General features: G+C 47.1%; 14 protein-coding genes. 5 read left to right on the top strand and 9 right to left on the bottom strand.

From position 1 onward, the window contains the following. The first annotated feature begins 219 nt into the window (after positions 1 to 219). Entirely contained in the window at positions 220 to 624 is a 405-nt protein-coding gene (locus CLV42_RS17430; protein ID WP_106603198.1) for a hypothetical protein, read from the top strand. A gap of 80 nt (positions 625 to 704) precedes the next feature. On the opposite strand, the gene CLV42_RS17425 is transcribed toward CLV42_RS17430, so the two are convergent. Next, positions 705 to 1,508: a DUF4382 domain-containing protein gene (locus CLV42_RS17425; RefSeq protein ID WP_245901678.1), complete on the bottom strand. Its 804-nt coding sequence runs from the start codon at positions 1,506 to 1,508 to the stop codon at positions 705 to 707. Positions 1,509 to 1,663: 155 nt separating this feature from the next. After that, positions 1,664 to 1,885, bottom strand: coding sequence for a PspC domain-containing protein (locus CLV42_RS17420; protein WP_089832467.1), 222 nt, complete (start codon positions 1,883 to 1,885; stop codon positions 1,664 to 1,666). Positions 1,886 to 2,118: 233 nt separating this feature from the next. Here CLV42_RS17420 and CLV42_RS17415 point away from each other — a divergent pair, with 233 nt between their 5' ends. Together CLV42_RS17415 and CLV42_RS17410 are read left to right on the top strand one after the other, a co-directional pair. Then, positions 2,119 to 4,392, top strand: coding sequence for an aconitate hydratase (locus CLV42_RS17415; protein WP_106603196.1), 2,274 nt, complete (start codon positions 2,119 to 2,121; stop codon positions 4,390 to 4,392). A 75-nt stretch (positions 4,393 to 4,467) separates the two neighbouring features. Continuing rightward, complete coding sequence (locus CLV42_RS17410; RefSeq protein ID WP_106603195.1) at positions 4,468 to 5,100, top strand: HD domain-containing protein; 633 nt, start codon at positions 4,468 to 4,470, stop codon at positions 5,098 to 5,100. Between the two features lie 44 nt (positions 5,101 to 5,144). On the opposite strand, the gene CLV42_RS17405 is transcribed toward CLV42_RS17410, so the two are convergent. Both CLV42_RS17405 and CLV42_RS17400 read right to left on the bottom strand, forming a co-directional pair. Beyond that, positions 5,145 to 6,239: a DUF4421 domain-containing protein gene (locus tag CLV42_RS17405; protein WP_106603194.1), complete on the bottom strand. Its 1,095-nt coding sequence runs from the start codon at positions 6,237 to 6,239 to the stop codon at positions 5,145 to 5,147. Positions 6,240 to 6,277: 38 nt separating this feature from the next. Then, complete coding sequence (locus CLV42_RS17400) at positions 6,278 to 6,769, bottom strand: metallophosphoesterase family protein (RefSeq protein WP_106603193.1); 492 nt, start codon at positions 6,767 to 6,769, stop codon at positions 6,278 to 6,280. 64 nt (positions 6,770 to 6,833) lie between these two features. On the opposite strand from CLV42_RS17400, the gene purU reads away from it, so the two are divergent. Next, positions 6,834 to 7,697, top strand: a complete 864-nt coding sequence (gene purU / locus CLV42_RS17395; RefSeq protein ID WP_106603192.1) for a formyltetrahydrofolate deformylase — start codon at positions 6,834 to 6,836, stop codon at positions 7,695 to 7,697. A gap of 112 nt (positions 7,698 to 7,809) precedes the next feature. Here the strand turns inward: purU and CLV42_RS17390 are convergent, their stop codons facing one another. Together CLV42_RS17390 and hutG are read right to left on the bottom strand one after the other, a co-directional pair. Continuing rightward, the gene (locus CLV42_RS17390) at positions 7,810 to 8,403 is read right to left on the bottom strand and encodes a hypothetical protein (protein WP_106603191.1); all 594 of its coding nucleotides are present in this window, start codon (positions 8,401 to 8,403) and stop codon (positions 7,810 to 7,812) included. Between the two features lie 136 nt (positions 8,404 to 8,539). After that, entirely contained in the window at positions 8,540 to 9,541 is a 1,002-nt protein-coding gene (gene hutG, locus CLV42_RS17385) for a formimidoylglutamase (protein WP_106603190.1), read from the bottom strand. A gap of 216 nt (positions 9,542 to 9,757) precedes the next feature. On the opposite strand from hutG, the gene CLV42_RS17380 reads away from it, so the two are divergent. After that, positions 9,758 to 12,004 carry a cellulase family glycosylhydrolase gene (locus CLV42_RS17380; RefSeq protein WP_106603189.1) on the top strand — a complete coding sequence of 749 codons (2,247 nt, stop codon included), beginning with the start codon at positions 9,758 to 9,760 and terminating at the stop codon, positions 12,002 to 12,004. A 513-nt stretch (positions 12,005 to 12,517) separates the two neighbouring features. On the opposite strand, the gene hutI is transcribed toward CLV42_RS17380, so the two are convergent. The 3 genes from hutI to hutH are packed head-to-tail and all read right to left on the bottom strand — an operon-like array spanning position 12,518 to position 16,958. Then, positions 12,518 to 13,744, bottom strand: a complete 1,227-nt coding sequence (hutI, locus tag CLV42_RS17375; protein ID WP_106603188.1) for an imidazolonepropionase — start codon at positions 13,742 to 13,744, stop codon at positions 12,518 to 12,520. A gap of 3 nt (positions 13,745 to 13,747) precedes the next feature. Continuing rightward, a complete protein-coding gene (gene hutU, locus CLV42_RS17370; protein ID WP_106603187.1) occupies positions 13,748 to 15,412 on the bottom strand; it encodes a urocanate hydratase in 1,665 nt (554 codons plus the stop codon). Continuing rightward, positions 15,390 to 16,958 carry a histidine ammonia-lyase gene (gene hutH / locus CLV42_RS17365; protein WP_106603186.1) on the bottom strand — a complete coding sequence of 523 codons (1,569 nt, stop codon included), beginning with the start codon at positions 16,956 to 16,958 and terminating at the stop codon, positions 15,390 to 15,392. Before hutH ends, hutU begins: the two co-directional genes overlap by 23 nt. Positions 16,959 to 16,971 lie beyond the last annotated feature (13 nt).

Raw genomic sequence — 16,971 nt, 5'->3', positions numbered from 1 at the left:
CCTGGTTATGGTAATGTGTTTATAGCCAAATATTTATAGACGATAATATTTAATAGTCCATGGAAACCGGATGGCCTGCCTTTTGTACTACAGCAGAAGATAGGAAAATGTCCGGGGCCTATGGACTATTTCTTATCTTATGCTTATCTTAGGATAAGGCTACGATCGTTCTTTTAGAGACTATAACTATAACACTAAACACCCAAAATTTTATTCACCATGATCAATTTACAAGATGTAAAAGCTGGAGATACAGTATTAATACAGTACGAAGGAAACACTGTGGAAGGTCAGGTATTGGAAGTTAACCGCGAGGACAAACAGGTATGCGTACTAACAGGAGAACAGGAGTTCTGGTACGACCTGCAAGACCTCCACCCCATTCCACTGAATGAAGATCAGTTAATCAGACTCAAATTTAAAAAAGACGAATCCCTTTCTGTTAACGGCGGTGGGCAGATCTATGTACGCGGGCCATTCTCAGTGAAACTACATACACTGGAAGACGGGATGCCGGCCACACGTCTCGACTACCGGGACGAACACCGGGAGATCAAAGGTTCCATTACGGTGAACCAGTTGCAGAACCACTATAAAGCAATGACAAATTTCCACCTGGATTAATATAACGCAATAAAAAAATCCATCCGGCTGCATACGGATGGATTTTTTTTGTGTTTTACTGCAGTCTGTGACTAACAGGCTTATTTTACTAACCTCAGCGTATCAACTGTCGTTACTTTACCCATTTCCACTACTACACCCTGTTTTGCAGCAGGTTGCAGGGTAGAATCGGTAGAAATGTAATGCAGGGTATAGCTACCGGCTGCAACACCTTTCAGCAGATAAGCGCCGCCTACACTGGAATAAGTGCTGGCAACGGTATCAGTACCGTTCAGTACCAGTACGGCAGAAGGCACTACCGCAGGCAATACAACACCTTTGATGCTACCGCCCTGCGCTTCAAGCACAGTTCTGATAACCGGTTTCAGCATATACTTGCCGGCGTTTCCTGCTTCGTGAATAGATTTCGCTACATCGAAATCAAGCAGCATTTTGTAAAGTACCCCTTCGGATACGGCCATGTTAACCTTCAGTTTCACACCGGAAGACTGTCCGCTGGGTGTTTGCAGTCTGATGGAGTCACCGGCGTTAGTTACCACCCAGTTGTCATCTCCTAATACCAGCCTGATTTGCTTGATCGTACCCGATGCTATTTCAGCATCTGCCAGTACAGTGTCTTTGTCATTAACGAGTGTGAGTAGGTTGTAGCGCCCCTTTCTCATGCCGGCTAATGTCTGCCAGCCATTGTCATCACTATCATTGTAGTTGACATTTACTTCCTGAACATCAATGTAAACAGCTTTAAAATCTCCTGGATCATCGGTAAGTGCGACCTGAATTCTCGATTTGCCATCGTTATCGTTTTTCGAACATGCAGCCATAAATAACGCGGTAGATAAAAGCAGCACACCATTTGTCAGGTGTTTCCATGAAGGCATTCTCATTTTATAAGTGTATTTGGTTAAAATTTCTGCTTCCTTATCCTTATTGTGGCACGAATATATAAACTAATAATAATGCAAACTATCCCTGTTATCAGGGAATAATGTCCCGACCATTCTTTTCAAATGGCTGTATTACAAAAATGATGCTGAATCTGTTATAGGTATCTGAGAGGGTTCCTGCGGGCGTTCAGGATATAATTCTTCATATTCACCCAGAAGGCCATAATCATATAAACGATGAGAGGGGATCCCATGGTGATAAAGGAGGTATAGATAAAAAACAGGCGGATACGGGAGGTAGCTATACCGAGCTTATTGCCGATAGCTGTACAAACCCCAAAGGCCTGCCATTCCACAAAATCTTTAAATCTATTCATATATCAAATTTATTACAATCCCGGGTTAAAAACAAGTCTGATTTCCGTACCAATAAATAGCTGATAGTAAGCTGGCAGTGCTTTAGCGGTATTTTAAACAGTGGGCCGGCAGGGCAAACGGCTATTTTCCAGGCTTAGCATTTATAGACAATCGTCTACATATCTTTTAAAAACTTGTTGAATTTAATTAATTTCGCGGTGCATTTTCTAACCGGTCTTAAATATTTTTTTCCATGGTGTTTGATATTGAAATGATTAAAAAAGTGTATGCGGCACTGCCGGGTAAAGTGGAAGCTACCCGTAAACTGCTGGGACGCCCGCTCACACTGTCAGAAAAGATCTTATATGCTCACTTATATGCACCTACCACCGCGGCTTATGAGCGTGGAAAGTCTTATGTGGAGTTTGCGCCCGATCGCGTAGCAATGCAGGATGCCACCGCACAGATGGCCCTGTTACAGTTCATGACCTGCGGACGCGATAAAGTAGCTGTTCCTTCTACCGTACACTGTGATCACCTCATTCAAGCCAAAACTGGCGCCACGGAAGACCTGGCGACAGCTGTGGACACCAATAAGGAAGTATACGAATTCCTGTCTTCTATCTCCAATAAATATGGCATCGGTTTCTGGAAACCAGGTGCTGGTATCATCCACCAGGTTGTACTGGAAAACTATGCTTTCCCAGGCGGTTTGATGATCGGTACTGACTCCCACACGCCTAACGCAGGTGGTCTGGGTATGCTGGCTATCGGTGTTGGTGGTGCTGATGCTGTGGATGTGATGGCAGGTCTCCCATGGGAACTGAAAATGCCAAAACTGATCGGTGTTAAACTGACAGGTAAACTGAGCGGCTGGTCTTCCCCTAAAGACGTAATCCTGAAAGTAGCCGGCGTACTGACCGTAAAAGGTGGTACCGGTTGCATCGTTGAATATTTTGGTGAAGGTGCTGATAACCTGAGCGCTACCGGTAAAGGTACTATCTGTAACATGGGTGCGGAAATAGGTGCTACCTGCTCCGTATTTGCTTACGATACCAAAATGTCTGCTTACCTGTCTGCTACTGAACGTGCAGATATCGCAGCCCTGGCTGACGGTGTGAAAGATCACCTGCGCCCTGATGCTGAAGTATACGCAGATCCTTCCAAATACTATGATCAGGTGATCGAGATCAACCTGGACGAACTGGAACCACATGTAAACGGTCCTTTCACTCCGGACCTGGCATGGCCTATCTCCAAATTCGCACAGGCTGTAAAGGAAAACAACTGGCCAGAAAAACTGGAAGTTGCCCTGATCGGTTCCTGCACCAACTCTTCTTATGAAGATATCTCCCGCGCTGCTTCCCTGGCGAAACAGGCGGTTGACAAGAACCTTGACGTTAAAGCTGAATATACCATCACTCCGGGCTCCGAACTGGTACGTTATACCATCGAAAGAGACGGTTTGTTGAATACTTTCGACCAGATCGGTGGTATCGTACTGGCTAACGCCTGCGGTCCATGTATCGGTCAGTGGGCTCGTCACATCGACGATCCTAACCGTAAGAACTCCATCATCACTTCCTTCAACCGTAACTTCGCTAAGAGGAATGATGGTCTGGCTGCTACACACGCTTTCGTGGCATCTCCGGAAATCGTTACTGCCTTCGCTATTGCAGGTGATCTGACCTTCAATCCGCTGACAGACAAACTGAAAACCAAAGATGGTAAGGAAGTAATGCTCGATGAGCCTACCGGCTTTGAACTGCCTGCAAAAGGTTTTGCTGTAGACGATCCTGGTTATCAGGCTCCTGCAGCTGACGGTAGCGGTGTTCAGGTAATCGTATCTCCAACCAGCGACCGTCTGCAACTGCTGGCGCCATTCGCTGCATGGGAAGGTACTGACCTGAAAGGCCTGAAACTGCTGATCAAAGCAAAAGGTAAATGTACTACTGACCATATCTCTATGGCTGGTCCGTGGTTAAAATACCGTGGTCACCTCGATAACATCTCCAACAACATGCTGATCGGTGCGATCAACGCATTCAACGACAAATCTGATTCTGTAAAGAACCAGCTGAGCGGTGAATATGCAGGTGTACCTGTAGTACAGCGTGCTTACAAAGCTGCTAACATCGGCTCTGTGGTAGTAGGTGATGAAAACTATGGTGAAGGCTCCAGCCGCGAACACGCTGCAATGGAACCACGTCACCTGGGTGTTCGCGCTATCCTGGTTAAATCTTTCGCACGTATCCACGAAACCAACCTGAAAAAGCAAGGTATGCTCGGATTGACCTTCGCTGATAAGGAAGATTACGATAAGATCCAGGAAGATGATACCTTCGATATCGTTGGTCTGACCACTTTCGCTCCTGGTAAACAACTGACTGTTGTGGCTAACCACAAAGACGGTAGCAAGGACGAGATCCTGGTAAACCACACTTACAATGAACAACAGATCGAGTGGTTCAAAGCAGGTGGTGCACTGAACGTGATCCGTGCACAGTTTGCAAAAGCAAAAGCATAATAGCCTTCGGCTATAAATGATAAAGAGATCCCGCCTGCATCCAGTAGGCGGGATTTTTATTTTAACTTTAATCCTATGCTAACCGATATACTGCATACTACCTGGCAGCAACTGCTGCAACCATATACACCCGATCAGGCCCTTATTGAAGACGGCTTTCAAACGATCATCAGCCACTATACAGCAATGCACCGGCATTATCATGACCTGCACCATCTGCAGGCTTTATTGCAGCTGCAGCACATGTATGCAGATCACATCACTGACAATGAAGCACTGTCACTGGCCATCTATTTCCACGATGTGATCTATGATGTAAAACAAGCAGATAATGAAGAACAGAGTGCCCTGGCGGCAGGCACTTTCCTGCGGCAGACCAGCTATCCGGCTGAGAGCATAGAAAAGGTAATGGACTTCATCCGCGCTACCAAAACACATCTGAATGCCAGCGGCAATACCGACCTGGATTATTTCCTGGACTTTGACCTGTCTATTTTAAGCGCATCGGCTGCGGATTATATTGCCTATACACAACAGATCAGGAAGGAATACAGCATCTACCCCGATGAATTGTATAAACCCGGCAGAAAGAAAGTACTGGCTCATTTCCTGGCGCTTCCTGCCATTTATAAAACCGATTTATTCAGGGAACAACGGGAGACACTCGCCCGGCAGAATATGCAGGAAGAATTGAAGACTTTAACATGATCATTGAACGCGCAGACAGGATAGATCATCAGCAGGATATACTATTAAAACAATTGCTTCTTCAGCTTGAACCTTCTCGCTATACTAATACGGAAATTGCCTGCGCCCATGGTCTGGTAGGTAGCCGGTACGGGCGACTGGCTTCTGGTGGTCAGATTCACATAGTGAATACCTGCAAAATACCGGGCAGAGTTATACCCGATGGAAATACGGATATTGTTATTCAGCTGCAGCCCTACTTTACTCACCTCACCACCTTTTACCCTGTTCAGGGTCGTATAATTCGCCCCTAAGCTTCCCGTGAGGGAAAGTGTAGCAAACCAATGTTTCTTATAGACAAAAGTATGGGCATAACCGACGTTGGCAGCCGCACTGAGCACCCTTGTCCTCCTAAAATTCACTCCATCAAAGAATCCTGCTTTCTGCAGATATGAAGGGATCAGCCCTGAATCACCTTTCATTCGCATCCCGAAAATGCCCCCTCCTATCAGGAAAGATCCTGCGCTCTTCTTCTGGTAATCATTCTGCAGGTAAGCCGCCCGGTAAGAGAAACGTTTTGCATTGAATACATACTGCACATCCAGCCCCAGATTCACATTCCGGGCATCCGGCCGGATCATTTCCACATTGCCCGACCCCAGGCTGCTGAACAATCCTCTTGTATTGGCAATATAATATCCCTTATAAACCTGCCCGTAAAAGTCTATGACCAGTTTACGGGAGTAAATATGTGTTTGCAGGTCCAGTACTTTTGTCTGGCCATAGTCCCCTGATGCCTTATTGATAAATGGCAGGTTAAAAGCGACGTTCATACCTATAAAGCGGTAGTTGAAGCCAACACCGACGTTAAAGGGTGTATTGGGCCTGTACAGTACTTCCTTGGAGCTTTTTGTACCTGAGACGATCCCATTGTCCACAATCCCATTATCCACGATCTTATTGTCGACAATATCGTAATAGTTATACTTGCGCGAACCGAACACGCGAAGAGTGAGGTCTTTGGTATGCTCCTCAATATAATTTGGATCATTTCCCGCATCCAGCCAGCTTCCCACTTTTTTAAACAGTGACGTTTTCTGTGCCGGAACAGCCAGACATAAAAACAGGCATCCCGACAACAGAATGAACCATTTTTGCATTAGTGTGACAGGTCTAAGATACTTCACGTTGTACTTCTCTATTTTGGCAACTCAATAACTTCAAGTTGACTGATATTTCCTTCTGACAATTCAAAACGTAACAATGTTTTAACCTTATGCCATCCCTGTATACCACAGGCTCCGGGATTGATGTGCAGCAGCTTCAAAGCCGGATCAGGCATTACTTTTAATATATGGGAATGACCGCAGATAAACAGCTTTGGCGTGTTTTTCAACAGTTCATCCTTTACACCGGGGGCATATTTCCCCGGATAACCACCAATATGGGTGATGTAAACTTTTACGTGCTCCAGTTCAAAATGCAGGTTAAGTGGATAACGGACCCTTACATCGGCCCCATCTATATTCCCATATACAGCACGGAATGGCTTAAAAGCCTCCAGTTTATCCGCCAGCTCCGTATTACCGATATCTCCTGCGTGCCATATTTCATCTACTTTATCAAAGTACCTGAACACGTCCGGATGGAGGTAACTGTGCGTATCTGACATCAATCCTATCTTCTTCATGCTTCAAAATTGGCCCAAAAGTAAAATAACATTTAGTATTTTACTGGGAATATATTTTCGATTTATGCAGAGCGATATTACCGGCAGGCTACTGATCTGCTGTCCGGACCGGCCCGGAATCGTTGCCGGCGTATCACAGTTCCTTTATACCTGTGGCGCGAACATCCTGGACGCCAGTCAGCACAGCACCGACCCTAAAGAAGGGGTATTTTTCATGCGCATGGAGTTCCACCTGGAAAATGCTGGCATTACAAGTGAACAACTGGAAAAACAATTTCAGGAAAAAGTAGCCGGGCCATTACACATGGACTGGCATATCAACTATACCTTCCACCGTAAAAGGATGGCTGTCATGGTGTCCCGTTACGACCATTGCCTCATGGAATTGCTCTGGCGTTGGCGCAGCGGGGAATTACCGGTGGATATTCCCCTGGTGATCTCCAATCATGAAGAGCTGAGAGAGCTGACAGAAGATTTTGGCATTCCATTCCACTATCTGCCGGTTACTGCTGCCACCAAAGCAGAAAAGGAGCAGGAAGCCATCCGGCTCATACAGGAGGCAAAAGCCGATTTCACGGTACTGGCGCGTTATATGCAGATCTTATCCCCTGCATTCGTCGGCGTATTTCCGGGGAAGATCATCAACATACATCACTCTTTCCTGCCCGCATTTGCAGGCGCCAATCCCTATAAGAATGCTTATACACGTGGCGTAAAGCTGATAGGTGCCACCGCGCACTACGTGACCAACGATCTGGATGAAGGGCCGATCATTGACCAGGATGTGGCCCGTGTCAGTCACCGGCATGATGTAAGCGATCTGGTAGCATTGGGGCGTGATATCGAAAGGCAGGTGTTAACAAGAGCAGTGGTAGCGCATGTCGAAGACAGGATCATCATCCATGGTAATAAGACGATCGTATTTTGATAAAGGGCTTATAAAAACATCTTCCACAAAACTAAGGTGGATACCAGGAAACCCGGTATCCACCTTAGTTTTATTATCGTCTTCAACGCACAGGGCGCAATTATTATTCAGCTTAGTTCTTTACTTTCTTACCGAATGATTTACCTGCAGCTGCATATGCGTCAGCGATACGGGCACCAGTGTCGAAGTCGAAACCGAACATTCTGCCGGGAGAATTGTCTACAGTTGCTTTAGCTACCACCTTGCTGTGATCAGCCGTTTCCACGATCCAGATCTCTCCGTCGATATAAGCGTTCTTACGTGATATCCCAATGTTATAGCCGGGCTCAACATAGGTGGTTTTAAAGATCAGTGTATACTTTGCATTGGGGAATTTGCCAGCTTTGATGCCAGCAGTCTCTGAGAACAATTCTTCGAATTTAGGCTCGAAACGGCTGGCGCGATCATTCTTCCAGGCAATAGCCCAGGTATCGCCTTTTCCCGGTTCTTTCTTGTTATACTCGTCTTTTTTCTTCTGGATGTAATCATCTTCGTTATCAAAATTACCCACCTTGATATGATCGTATGAATACTCCGTGTTGATCTCTGTTTGTCCCTTTAATGCAGAGAAATCGCCTTCTGTAACTTTTATTTTCTGTGCTTCAGCCAGATAGGTTGAACATAAAGCCATCATGGCGATGATAGCTGTTTTGGGGATTAATTTCATAATGTAATATGTTTATGAAGCAAATATAGAAAAGCGCTCTAAAAAACAACGTTCCCCGGCAAGAATTACGGGAACTACGTACATCCTGCCAGGGATACTGATACTATTTTGCAGCTATAAAGCGATAATAATGATCTTAGTGATAATGTAGGTTACTCGCAATCTCAAACAAGAGGGAGGCACCCAGTTTTGCCGTATGATTATCAATGTCCAGGGAAGGGTTCAGTTCTGCGATATCGATACCTGCCAGTTTACCACTTTGCAGGATGCTGCGGTAACATTCCAGGAACAAACCCTCTGGACGGATACCGTTATAAGCGACGGCACTCACGCCAGGGGCAAAAGCGGCCGAAAAAACGTCTAAATCCACCGTCAGGTAGATATGGTCCACATCTCTCAGAAACTGGCTTATAGCAGCCTGTAAAAGCACTTTATCCTGAAGAAGAAAAGCGTCAGCATCCACATACTGTACATCGAGGTCGCCCGCTATACGGAACAACTGCTGTGTATTGCTGTTGGCCTGTATACCCAACGCCAGGTAATGAAAGGGAACACCTTCCAGTTTACAATCCTGCGCCAGTTGCCAGAAGCCGGTACCGGAAGTACTTCCCTCCTGCCCGGGTATACGCAGATCGAAATGCGCATCTATATTCACCAGTCCCAGCTTCTCATTGCGTTTGCGTTGCTGCAGATGCTGGTAAATACCCTGTGCATGTCCGTAAGTGATTTCATGACCACCTCCCAGCAATACCGGCAGGTAACCAGCTTTACGTATAGTCAGTACAGTATCTGCCAATGCGGCCTGTGCAGCTTCCAGCTGATCGTCTTTGCAGATGATATCACCTGCATCTGCGAATATCAGATCATTATCAAAGTGTACAGGAAAATTGCTGCACGCGCTTCTCAATGCTACAGGTCCTTCTGCAGCGCCTACACGCCCTTTATTCCGGCGTACGCCTTCATCACATGCAAACCCCAGGAACGCAATACCCTGCTGATGGGACTTTAATGCCGGCAATGTACCCGTAAGCAGATTGACGGGTATTATACGCTGATGCCAACGCAATAGTTCTTCATCCGTACCATCTATCCTTCCCGTCCATGCAACGGGCTGCCTGTAAAAATCTGGCTTCTTCATATGCTGTAAAGGTAGTATTGTTACTTAAAATAAGTTCGTATTAACGAATTTGTACCTATATTGCGACAAGCGAATTAAACAACCTATAGCGACTAGTAGCATTTTATAACCTGTAGCATTAACCTATGGCATAACCATATCAATATCTGCCTATGTAGCCATTACAAAATCAACATATCACCTTTTTATTTTCTCACCCTCAAAACAACTATCCACATGAAAAAGAATGGAAGACACCTCTCTTTCAAACTTGCGGCGTTGCTGTTATGCCTGACGGGCATCTTTTCACAGAGCCACGCACAGACACCGGTTGCCAGAAATGGCCAGCTCCAGGTGATCGGCACCAAACTATGCAACCAGTACGGCAATCCCATCCAGCTCAGAGGCATGAGCACACATGGTATCCAGTGGTATGGCTGGGGAAGCTGTCTTACAGCTGCCTCTCTCGATGCCCTTGCCAACGACTGGGGAGCAGATGTACTTCGTATTTCCCTTTATGTACAGGAAGGCGGTTATGAAACCGACCCTGCAGGTTTTACCACACAGGTGAACCGTCTTATCGAAGAAGCTACTGCACGTGGCATGTATGCACTGGTTGACTGGCATCAGCTCACACCAGGCGATCCAAACTACAACCTTTCCAGAGCGAAAACCTTTTTCTCGGCTATTGCCAACACACACAAGAACAAGAACAACATCATTTACGACATCTGTAATGAACCTAACTCAGGTGCCACCTGGGCAAAGATCAAAACATATGCAGACCAGATGATCCCGTTTATCCGTGCCATTGATAACGATGCCGTTATCCTCGTAGGTACTCACGGATGGTCTACCATGGGCCTTTCCGGCGATGGTTCCCTGCAGGATATCCTCAACAATCCGCTGCAGTTTCCTAACGTGATGTATACTTTCCACTTCTATGCAAAGGAACATCGTACTGAATACCTGAACCAGCTGAATACAGCGTCTGACAGACTGCCTGTATTCGTAACCGAATTTGGTACACAGGAAGCAAGTGGTGATGGAGCGAACGACTTCGCCATGGCGCAGCAATACATCGATCTGATGCGCAATAAAAAGATCAGCTGGACCAACTGGAACTATTCTGACGACTTCCGTTCCGGCGCTGTATGGGTAACCGGGACCTGCTCTAACGGTCCATGGACCACCGCCCGATTAAAACCTGCAGGCGCGTGGGTTCGTGAGCGTATGCTGAATCCTGCGGATGATTTTCCAGGTGGTAATGTTTGCGTACCGGTATCTGCCAGCGCGAATGACGGCAACGTACCAGCCAATGTACAGGACAATGATTACAACACCCGTTGGTCTGCGGAAGGCGACGGACAGTGGATACAATTCTGCCTGGAAAGCACTACTACTGTTTCACGTGTTGATATCGCGTTCTACAACGGCACACAACGACAGACAAACTTCGATATCTTAACCAGCACTGATGGCAGCAGCTGGTCATCAGCTGCTACAGGCCTTCATAGCAGCGGTACCTCCAACGCGCTGGAAACATTCACGTTCTCTGCACGCAGTGCAAAACATGTAAGGATACTGTGCCATGGCAACAGCGTCAACGCATGGAACAGCCTGACTGAAGTAAGGGTCGTTACTTCCACTTCATCAACACAGACAACCTTGGCGCCATTACAGGATGCCTATGTAAGGAATGGTGATTACGCATCGACCACTTACGGCACAACTGATCCTACGGTATTGGCATCCAAGGTAAACGTGTCTACCACACCGGGTTACGACCGTCAGACCTATCTGCGTTTCGATGTAAGCGGCGTAAGCAACATTGCTTCAGCAGTACTGAAAGTATTTGGTAAGATTGAAGATAACCGTGTATCCAATATTCCTGTAGGTGTTTATGCTGTAGGCAATACTACCTGGACAGAATCTGCACTGACCTGGAACAACAAACCTGCTACAGGAACTGCCGCATTGCAGACAACAACAGTAACTGATTCCACGGGCAGATACTATTCATGGGATATCACCAGTTATGTACAGAGCGAAAAAGCTGCTGGCCGTAACGGTATTTCCCTGGCCCTGCTGAGTGGCACCGTTGCTGAGCCACGCATTTTCTGGCGTTCAAAAGAAGCAGGGCTGACTGCACCGCAACTGCTGATCACTTCCACAACATCCGCAGCAAAACTGGCAGCAGCAAAACCGCTGCAGGAGCCAGTTAAACTGACCACTACCCTCACCAGTTATCCTAACCCATTTGGCGATAACAGCACTGTCAGCTTCTTCCTGGAGAAACCAGCTGATGTAGTACTTGCTGTATACGACATCAATGGCAAACAGGTAGCGGTATTGAAACGCGGCCGTCTGGATGCAGGACAGTACAATAGCAGCTTTGCAGGTCATCACCTGCCTAAAGGCGTGTATACAGTGAAACTGACTTATGGCGAAAAAGCGCTTACACGTAAAGTTGTAAAACAATAACAACGCATCAGCATATCTACCAACCATCAATAAAAAACCGTCTCATGAAAATGAGGCGGTTTTTTATTGAGATCAATTCAGTTAAATCTGAAAATTCCATCTATCAAAGAACGTTTTCAACAACAGTCAACAGGTGATGTATCGTAGCGTCACAGCACTTTTACATACTTCACGATGCAATGTTAAAAAGGATATGGAAGCTGTTCAAAAAAAAGTATACGAGGCAGGAAAAATGGCTCATAAGAGCCCAAAAACGCCGTATAAGAGCCGTTCGCCTTTGTACGGCAAAGCAAAAATAATGTCACATAACAGGATCAACTCCGGAGATCGGCAGCTGGGTGGCGAGGCATGCTGTTTGTAGCGCCGGAATTAGTATGAGATTCGCTTCGATAAGCTTTGAGATAGCTTTATCCTACGTTGATTTTACGTCTTGAACGTAAAATCAACGTAGGATAAAGCTATCTCAAAGCTTATCGAAAGCCTATCAAAAGCCAGAGCCTGGGAAGAACTTACTTATTTCACCCGCTCCCCTTCTTTCCAGACCCTTATTGGTTTCATTTTACCCTGGTAATACAGGATATCACGGTAGTCAGCGCAGGGATACGCCTGCATATCTGCTACGAATCCGGAGGCGAGTTGCCCAATATTGTATAGTTGTAATGCTTTTGCTGCGCGGGTAGTAAGGGCCGCAAACACTTCAGCAGTAGATAGCTTCTCTGCCGCACTTAAAACTGCGGCCTGTAACAACAAGTCTCCCATTGGGGCGGAGCCAGGGTTCCAGTCGCTCGCAATGGCTACTGTAGCACCACCATTGAGCAGTTTTCTTGCTGGTGCATAATGCATACCTAAACCTAACGAAGCACCAGGTAATACAACAGCAACAATATCCGCAGCTGCCAGTAAAGCAATAGCAGCGTCATCACTGGCTTCAAGATGATCCGCAGAAAGCGCACCTGCAGCTACAGCCACGGCAGCACCGCCAGCAGAGAACTGATCGGCATGCACAGTAGCAGCAAAGCCCATATCAGCAGCATGTTGCAGGAAATGTTTTGCAGGACCGGGCGTGAATGCAGTTTCTTCTACGAAGATATCAACACGATGTGCGAGTTGTTCTGATTGAATGAGGGGTAGTAAGGTGGTGATGATCCAGTTAAGATAAGCCTCCTCTGTTCCTTCAAAATCTTTTGGCCGCATATGCGCCGCAAGACAGGTAGGGATCAGGGTAGCTTTCGTATGACTGGCAGCATCCTGGATGGCGCGCAGCATATTCAGTTCTCCTTCCAGGTTTAAACCATAACCGCTTTTTACTTCGATGGTGGTAACCCCTTCGTGCAAATGCCTGTTGGCACGGGCAGCTGTATTGTTCATCAGTGTTTCCTGATCTGCAGCTCTTGTCTTCATCACGGAATCCCATATACCACCACCCGCACGGGCTATTTCGAGGTAAGACTTACCTGCAATGCGCATGGCATAATCCCTGTTACGGGAACCATCAAAACAGATATGCGTATGGCAGTCTATAAAGCCTGGCAATAATACAGAAGGCACTGTGATATGTGTGACATCACAATCAGGATACTGATGTTGCAATGCTTTGAAATCGCCTACAGCGAGTATTCTGCCGCCATCTGTTACAACACCGCCATGTTCGATGATCAGCAATTGTTCATCGTGTAAAGCTCCTTTCAAAGGAAGATTTGTCAGCGGTAATATCTGTGAAAAGGGGCCAATTAGTTCCATACATTAGATATTGAATTTTTTGGCTGTTTCCTTTGCGTCTTCATAACCTGCATCTGCATGACGGAAGATGCCCAGGGCCGGATCATTGAACAAGACTCTTCGCAGACAGGCTTCAGCACGGTCAGTGCCATCTGCCAGGATCACCATACCTGCATGTTGTGAATAGCCCATACCCACACCGCCGCCATGATGGAAAGAAACCCAGGTAGCGCCACCACCGGTATTGGCCATGAGGTTCAGCAATGTCCAGTCAGACACTGCATCAGAGCCGTCTTTCATCGCTTCTGTTTCCCTGTTGGGAGAGGCTACAGAGCCGCAATCAAGGTGATCGCGACCGATCACGATAGGCGCTTTCACTTTACCTGTTCTTACCAGTTCATTGAAGATCAGACCGGCCTTTTCACGTTCACCCAGTCCCAGCCAGCAGATACGCGCAGGTAAGCCCTGAAAAGCCACCTGTTGCTGTGCTTTCTTCAGCCAGTTGATCAATGCTTCATTCTCAGGAAATGCGTCTATTAATGCCTGATCAGTAGTATAAATATCCTGCGGATCGCCTGATAAGGCTACCCATCTGAAAGGCCCTTTTCCTTCACAGAATAAAGGACGGATATACGCGGGTGTAAAGCCAGGAAAATTAAACGCATTAGACTCGCCGCCTTCACGTGCAAATTCACGCAGGTTATTACCGTAATCAAAAGTAACAGCACCTTTCGCCTGTAATGCCAGCATATGACCGACATGACGGGCCATACTTTTCAATGCGCGTTGTTTATATGTAGCAGGATCTTTCTTACGCAGATCTGCTGCTTCGGATAAAGACATGCCATTAGGAATATAACCATTTACAGGATCGTGTGCAGATGTCTGATCTGTTAATACATCGGGGATGATGTTATCCTTTAGCAAACGTTCCAGCATATCACCGGCATCACTTACTAAACCAATGGAAAGCGCTTCACCTTTGGCTTTGGCATCCATTGCCCAGGTAATAGCTTCTTCATAAGAGTGTGTGATACGATCTATATAACGGGTAGCTATTCTCTTTTGAATACGTGATTCATCTACATCAGCGCCGAGGAACACCCCGCCCGCCATCGTAGCGGCCAGTGGCTGAGCGCCCCCCATACCTCCTAAACCGGCTGTTACGACCAATTTACCTTTCAGGTCACCGTTGAAATGCTGTTTACCACAGGCCACAAAGGTCTCGTAAGTACCTTGTAAAATGCCCTGTGTACCGATGTAGATCCAGCTGCCAGCTGTCATCTGGCCATACATCATCAGGCCTTTAGCCCTCAGCTCATTAAAGTGTTCCCAGGTAGCCCATTTTGGTACGAGGTTACTGTTAGCCAGCATCACACGCGGCGCCTGCGGATGTGTACGTACCACACCTACAGGTTTGCCTGACTGCACCAGTAAAGAGTGATCTTCATCCAGTTCCAGCAGTATCTCAATGATCTTCAATAATGCTTCTTTATTGCGCGCTGCCTGGCCAATACCACCATACACGACCAGTTCATCAGGGTTTTCAGCCACTTCATGGTCGAGGTTATTCAACAGCATGCGTAAGGGCGCTTCCGTTTGCCAGGAGCGTGCATGCAACTGGTTACCACGGGGAGCTTTATAGTGCGGATGTGCCGCGTATGTTTTAATAAATTCCGAACTGGTCATGATAAATACCGTTTAGTGATAAATGATTATCCAGGGCCGCATCGTTGGCCACTTTTACTAAAGACTGATTGGCGATGAGATGATGTAACAGTTGTATATCATTCGCAAAGATCCTGTCTTTCGTTGCGAATGAAACCGTTTCACGGGTAAAGGCGTGAACAGCTTCCAGGATAGGACCAGACTTCAACGGACGTCTGAAATCTACTGCCTGTGCGGCATACAACAGTTCTATAGCGAGTATATATTCGAGGTTATCTATTACCTGGTGCAGTTTGCGGCCGCTGATAGAACCCATGGAGACATGGTCTTCCTGGCCAAGAGAGGTGGGTACACTGTCTGCGCTGGCAGGGAAACAGAGGGTTTTATTCTCCGTTACCAATGCAGCGGTAGTATACTGTGGTATCATAAAACCGGAGTTCAGACCGGCATCTTCTATCAATAATTTAGGCAGTCCGTAGCGGCCTTCAATCATCATATAACAACGACGGTCAGAGATGTTGCCCAGTTCCGCAGAGGCTATGGTAGCATAATCCAGCGGCAAGGCGAGTGGTTGTCCGTGGAAGTTGCCACCACTGATCGTATCTTCTGCACTGAAGATGATCGGGTTGTCAGTCACGGCATTCAATTCTATGGTGGTCAGGTCGCAAAGGTGCAGCCATGCGGTACGGGAAGCCCCATGCACCTGTGGCATACAGCGCAGGGAATAGGGGTCCTGCACACGGCCACAGTCAACGTGCGCCGCCATGATGCCGGAGTTCTCCAGCATAGTCTTCAGACGGTGGGCTACCAGCTGACTACCGGCATAAGGACGAATGGCGTGCAGGCGCGGATCAAAGGGACGGGATGTACCCATCAATCCTTCAAGGGATAAAGCACCGATGATATCCGCAGCTTCCAGTGCATTGTGCATCCGCTGTAAACCGGTTACAGCAAAAGACAGGATGAACTGTGTACCATTGATGAGGGCCAGTCCTTCTTTAGGGCCAAGCACCACAGGCTCGAGTCCTTCGGCCTGTAATACTTTCGCTGCCGGCTGGCGTTGCCCTTTATAATATACTTCTCCCAGGCCTATCAATGGCAGGAAAAGATGTGACAAGGGAGCAAGGTCGCCCGAAGCACCTACTGAGCCTTTTTCAGGCACTACCGGGGTAACGTTATGTTCGATATGCCAGATGATGCGTTCGAGGGTAGCGAGGGCCACACCTGAATAACCCTGCGCCAGTGCATGTACTTTGGTCACCAGCATGACGCGGGCCACCATCTCCGGAATGGGGTTGCCGATGCCTACACTATGACTCTGGAGAATGTTGTATTGCAGGGCGCGGGTATCTTCTTCGGATATCTTGGTATCACACAGGGGCCCAAAGCCTGTATTGATACCATATACGGTACTATGTGCCGCTACAATGGCCTGTACATGTGCGGCACTGGTTTTTATGCGTTCAGCCACCTCGGGCACCAGTACGCCGGGAAGGCCGCCAGCCGCCACTTCCAGCGCTTTACCTACGGTAAGCTGATCAATTCCGTACTTGAATTGGTGTATCATTGTTGATTGGATT

The organism is Chitinophaga ginsengisoli (genome assembly GCF_003014595.1).
Taxonomy (GTDB): Bacteria; Bacteroidota; Bacteroidia; order Chitinophagales; family Chitinophagaceae; genus Chitinophaga; species Chitinophaga ginsengisoli.
The sequence above is the reverse complement of the archived record's forward strand: the minus strand, read 5'-3'. Positions and strand labels throughout refer to the sequence as shown.

What these genes read in the sequence shown, in the direction of transcription:
- CLV42_RS17410 (WP_106603195.1), top strand. Translation starts at nt 4,468, where the DNA reads ATGCTAACCGATATACTGCATACTACCTGGCAGCAACTGCTGCAACCA.
- CLV42_RS17430 (WP_106603198.1), top strand. Translation starts at nt 220, where the DNA reads ATGATCAATTTACAAGATGTAAAAGCTGGAGATACAGTATTAATACAG.
- purU (WP_106603192.1), top strand. Translation starts at nt 6,834, where the DNA reads ATGCAGAGCGATATTACCGGCAGGCTACTGATCTGCTGTCCGGACCGG.
- CLV42_RS17405 (WP_106603194.1), bottom strand. Translation starts at nt 6,239, where the DNA reads ATGCAAAAATGGTTCATTCTGTTGTCGGGATGCCTGTTTTTATGTCTG.
- hutU (WP_106603187.1), bottom strand. Translation starts at nt 15,412, where the DNA reads ATGACCAGTTCGGAATTTATTAAAACATACGCGGCACATCCGCACTAT.
- CLV42_RS17390 (WP_106603191.1), bottom strand. Translation starts at nt 8,403, where the DNA reads ATGAAATTAATCCCCAAAACAGCTATCATCGCCATGATGGCTTTATGT.
- hutG (WP_106603190.1), bottom strand. Translation starts at nt 9,541, where the DNA reads ATGAAGAAGCCAGATTTTTACAGGCAGCCCGTTGCATGGACGGGAAGG.
- hutI (WP_106603188.1), bottom strand. Translation starts at nt 13,744, where the DNA reads ATGGAACTAATTGGCCCCTTTTCACAGATATTACCGCTGACAAATCTT.
- hutH (WP_106603186.1), bottom strand. Translation starts at nt 16,958, where the DNA reads ATGATACACCAATTCAAGTACGGAATTGATCAGCTTACCGTAGGTAAA.
- CLV42_RS17425 (WP_245901678.1), bottom strand. Translation starts at nt 1,508, where the DNA reads ATGAGAATGCCTTCATGGAAACACCTGACAAATGGTGTGCTGCTTTTA.
- CLV42_RS17400 (WP_106603193.1), bottom strand. Translation starts at nt 6,769, where the DNA reads ATGAAGAAGATAGGATTGATGTCAGATACGCACAGTTACCTCCATCCG.
- CLV42_RS17415 (WP_106603196.1), top strand. Translation starts at nt 2,119, where the DNA reads ATGGTGTTTGATATTGAAATGATTAAAAAAGTGTATGCGGCACTGCCG.
- CLV42_RS17420 (WP_089832467.1), bottom strand. Translation starts at nt 1,885, where the DNA reads ATGAATAGATTTAAAGATTTTGTGGAATGGCAGGCCTTTGGGGTTTGT.
- CLV42_RS17380 (WP_106603189.1), top strand. Translation starts at nt 9,758, where the DNA reads ATGAAAAAGAATGGAAGACACCTCTCTTTCAAACTTGCGGCGTTGCTG.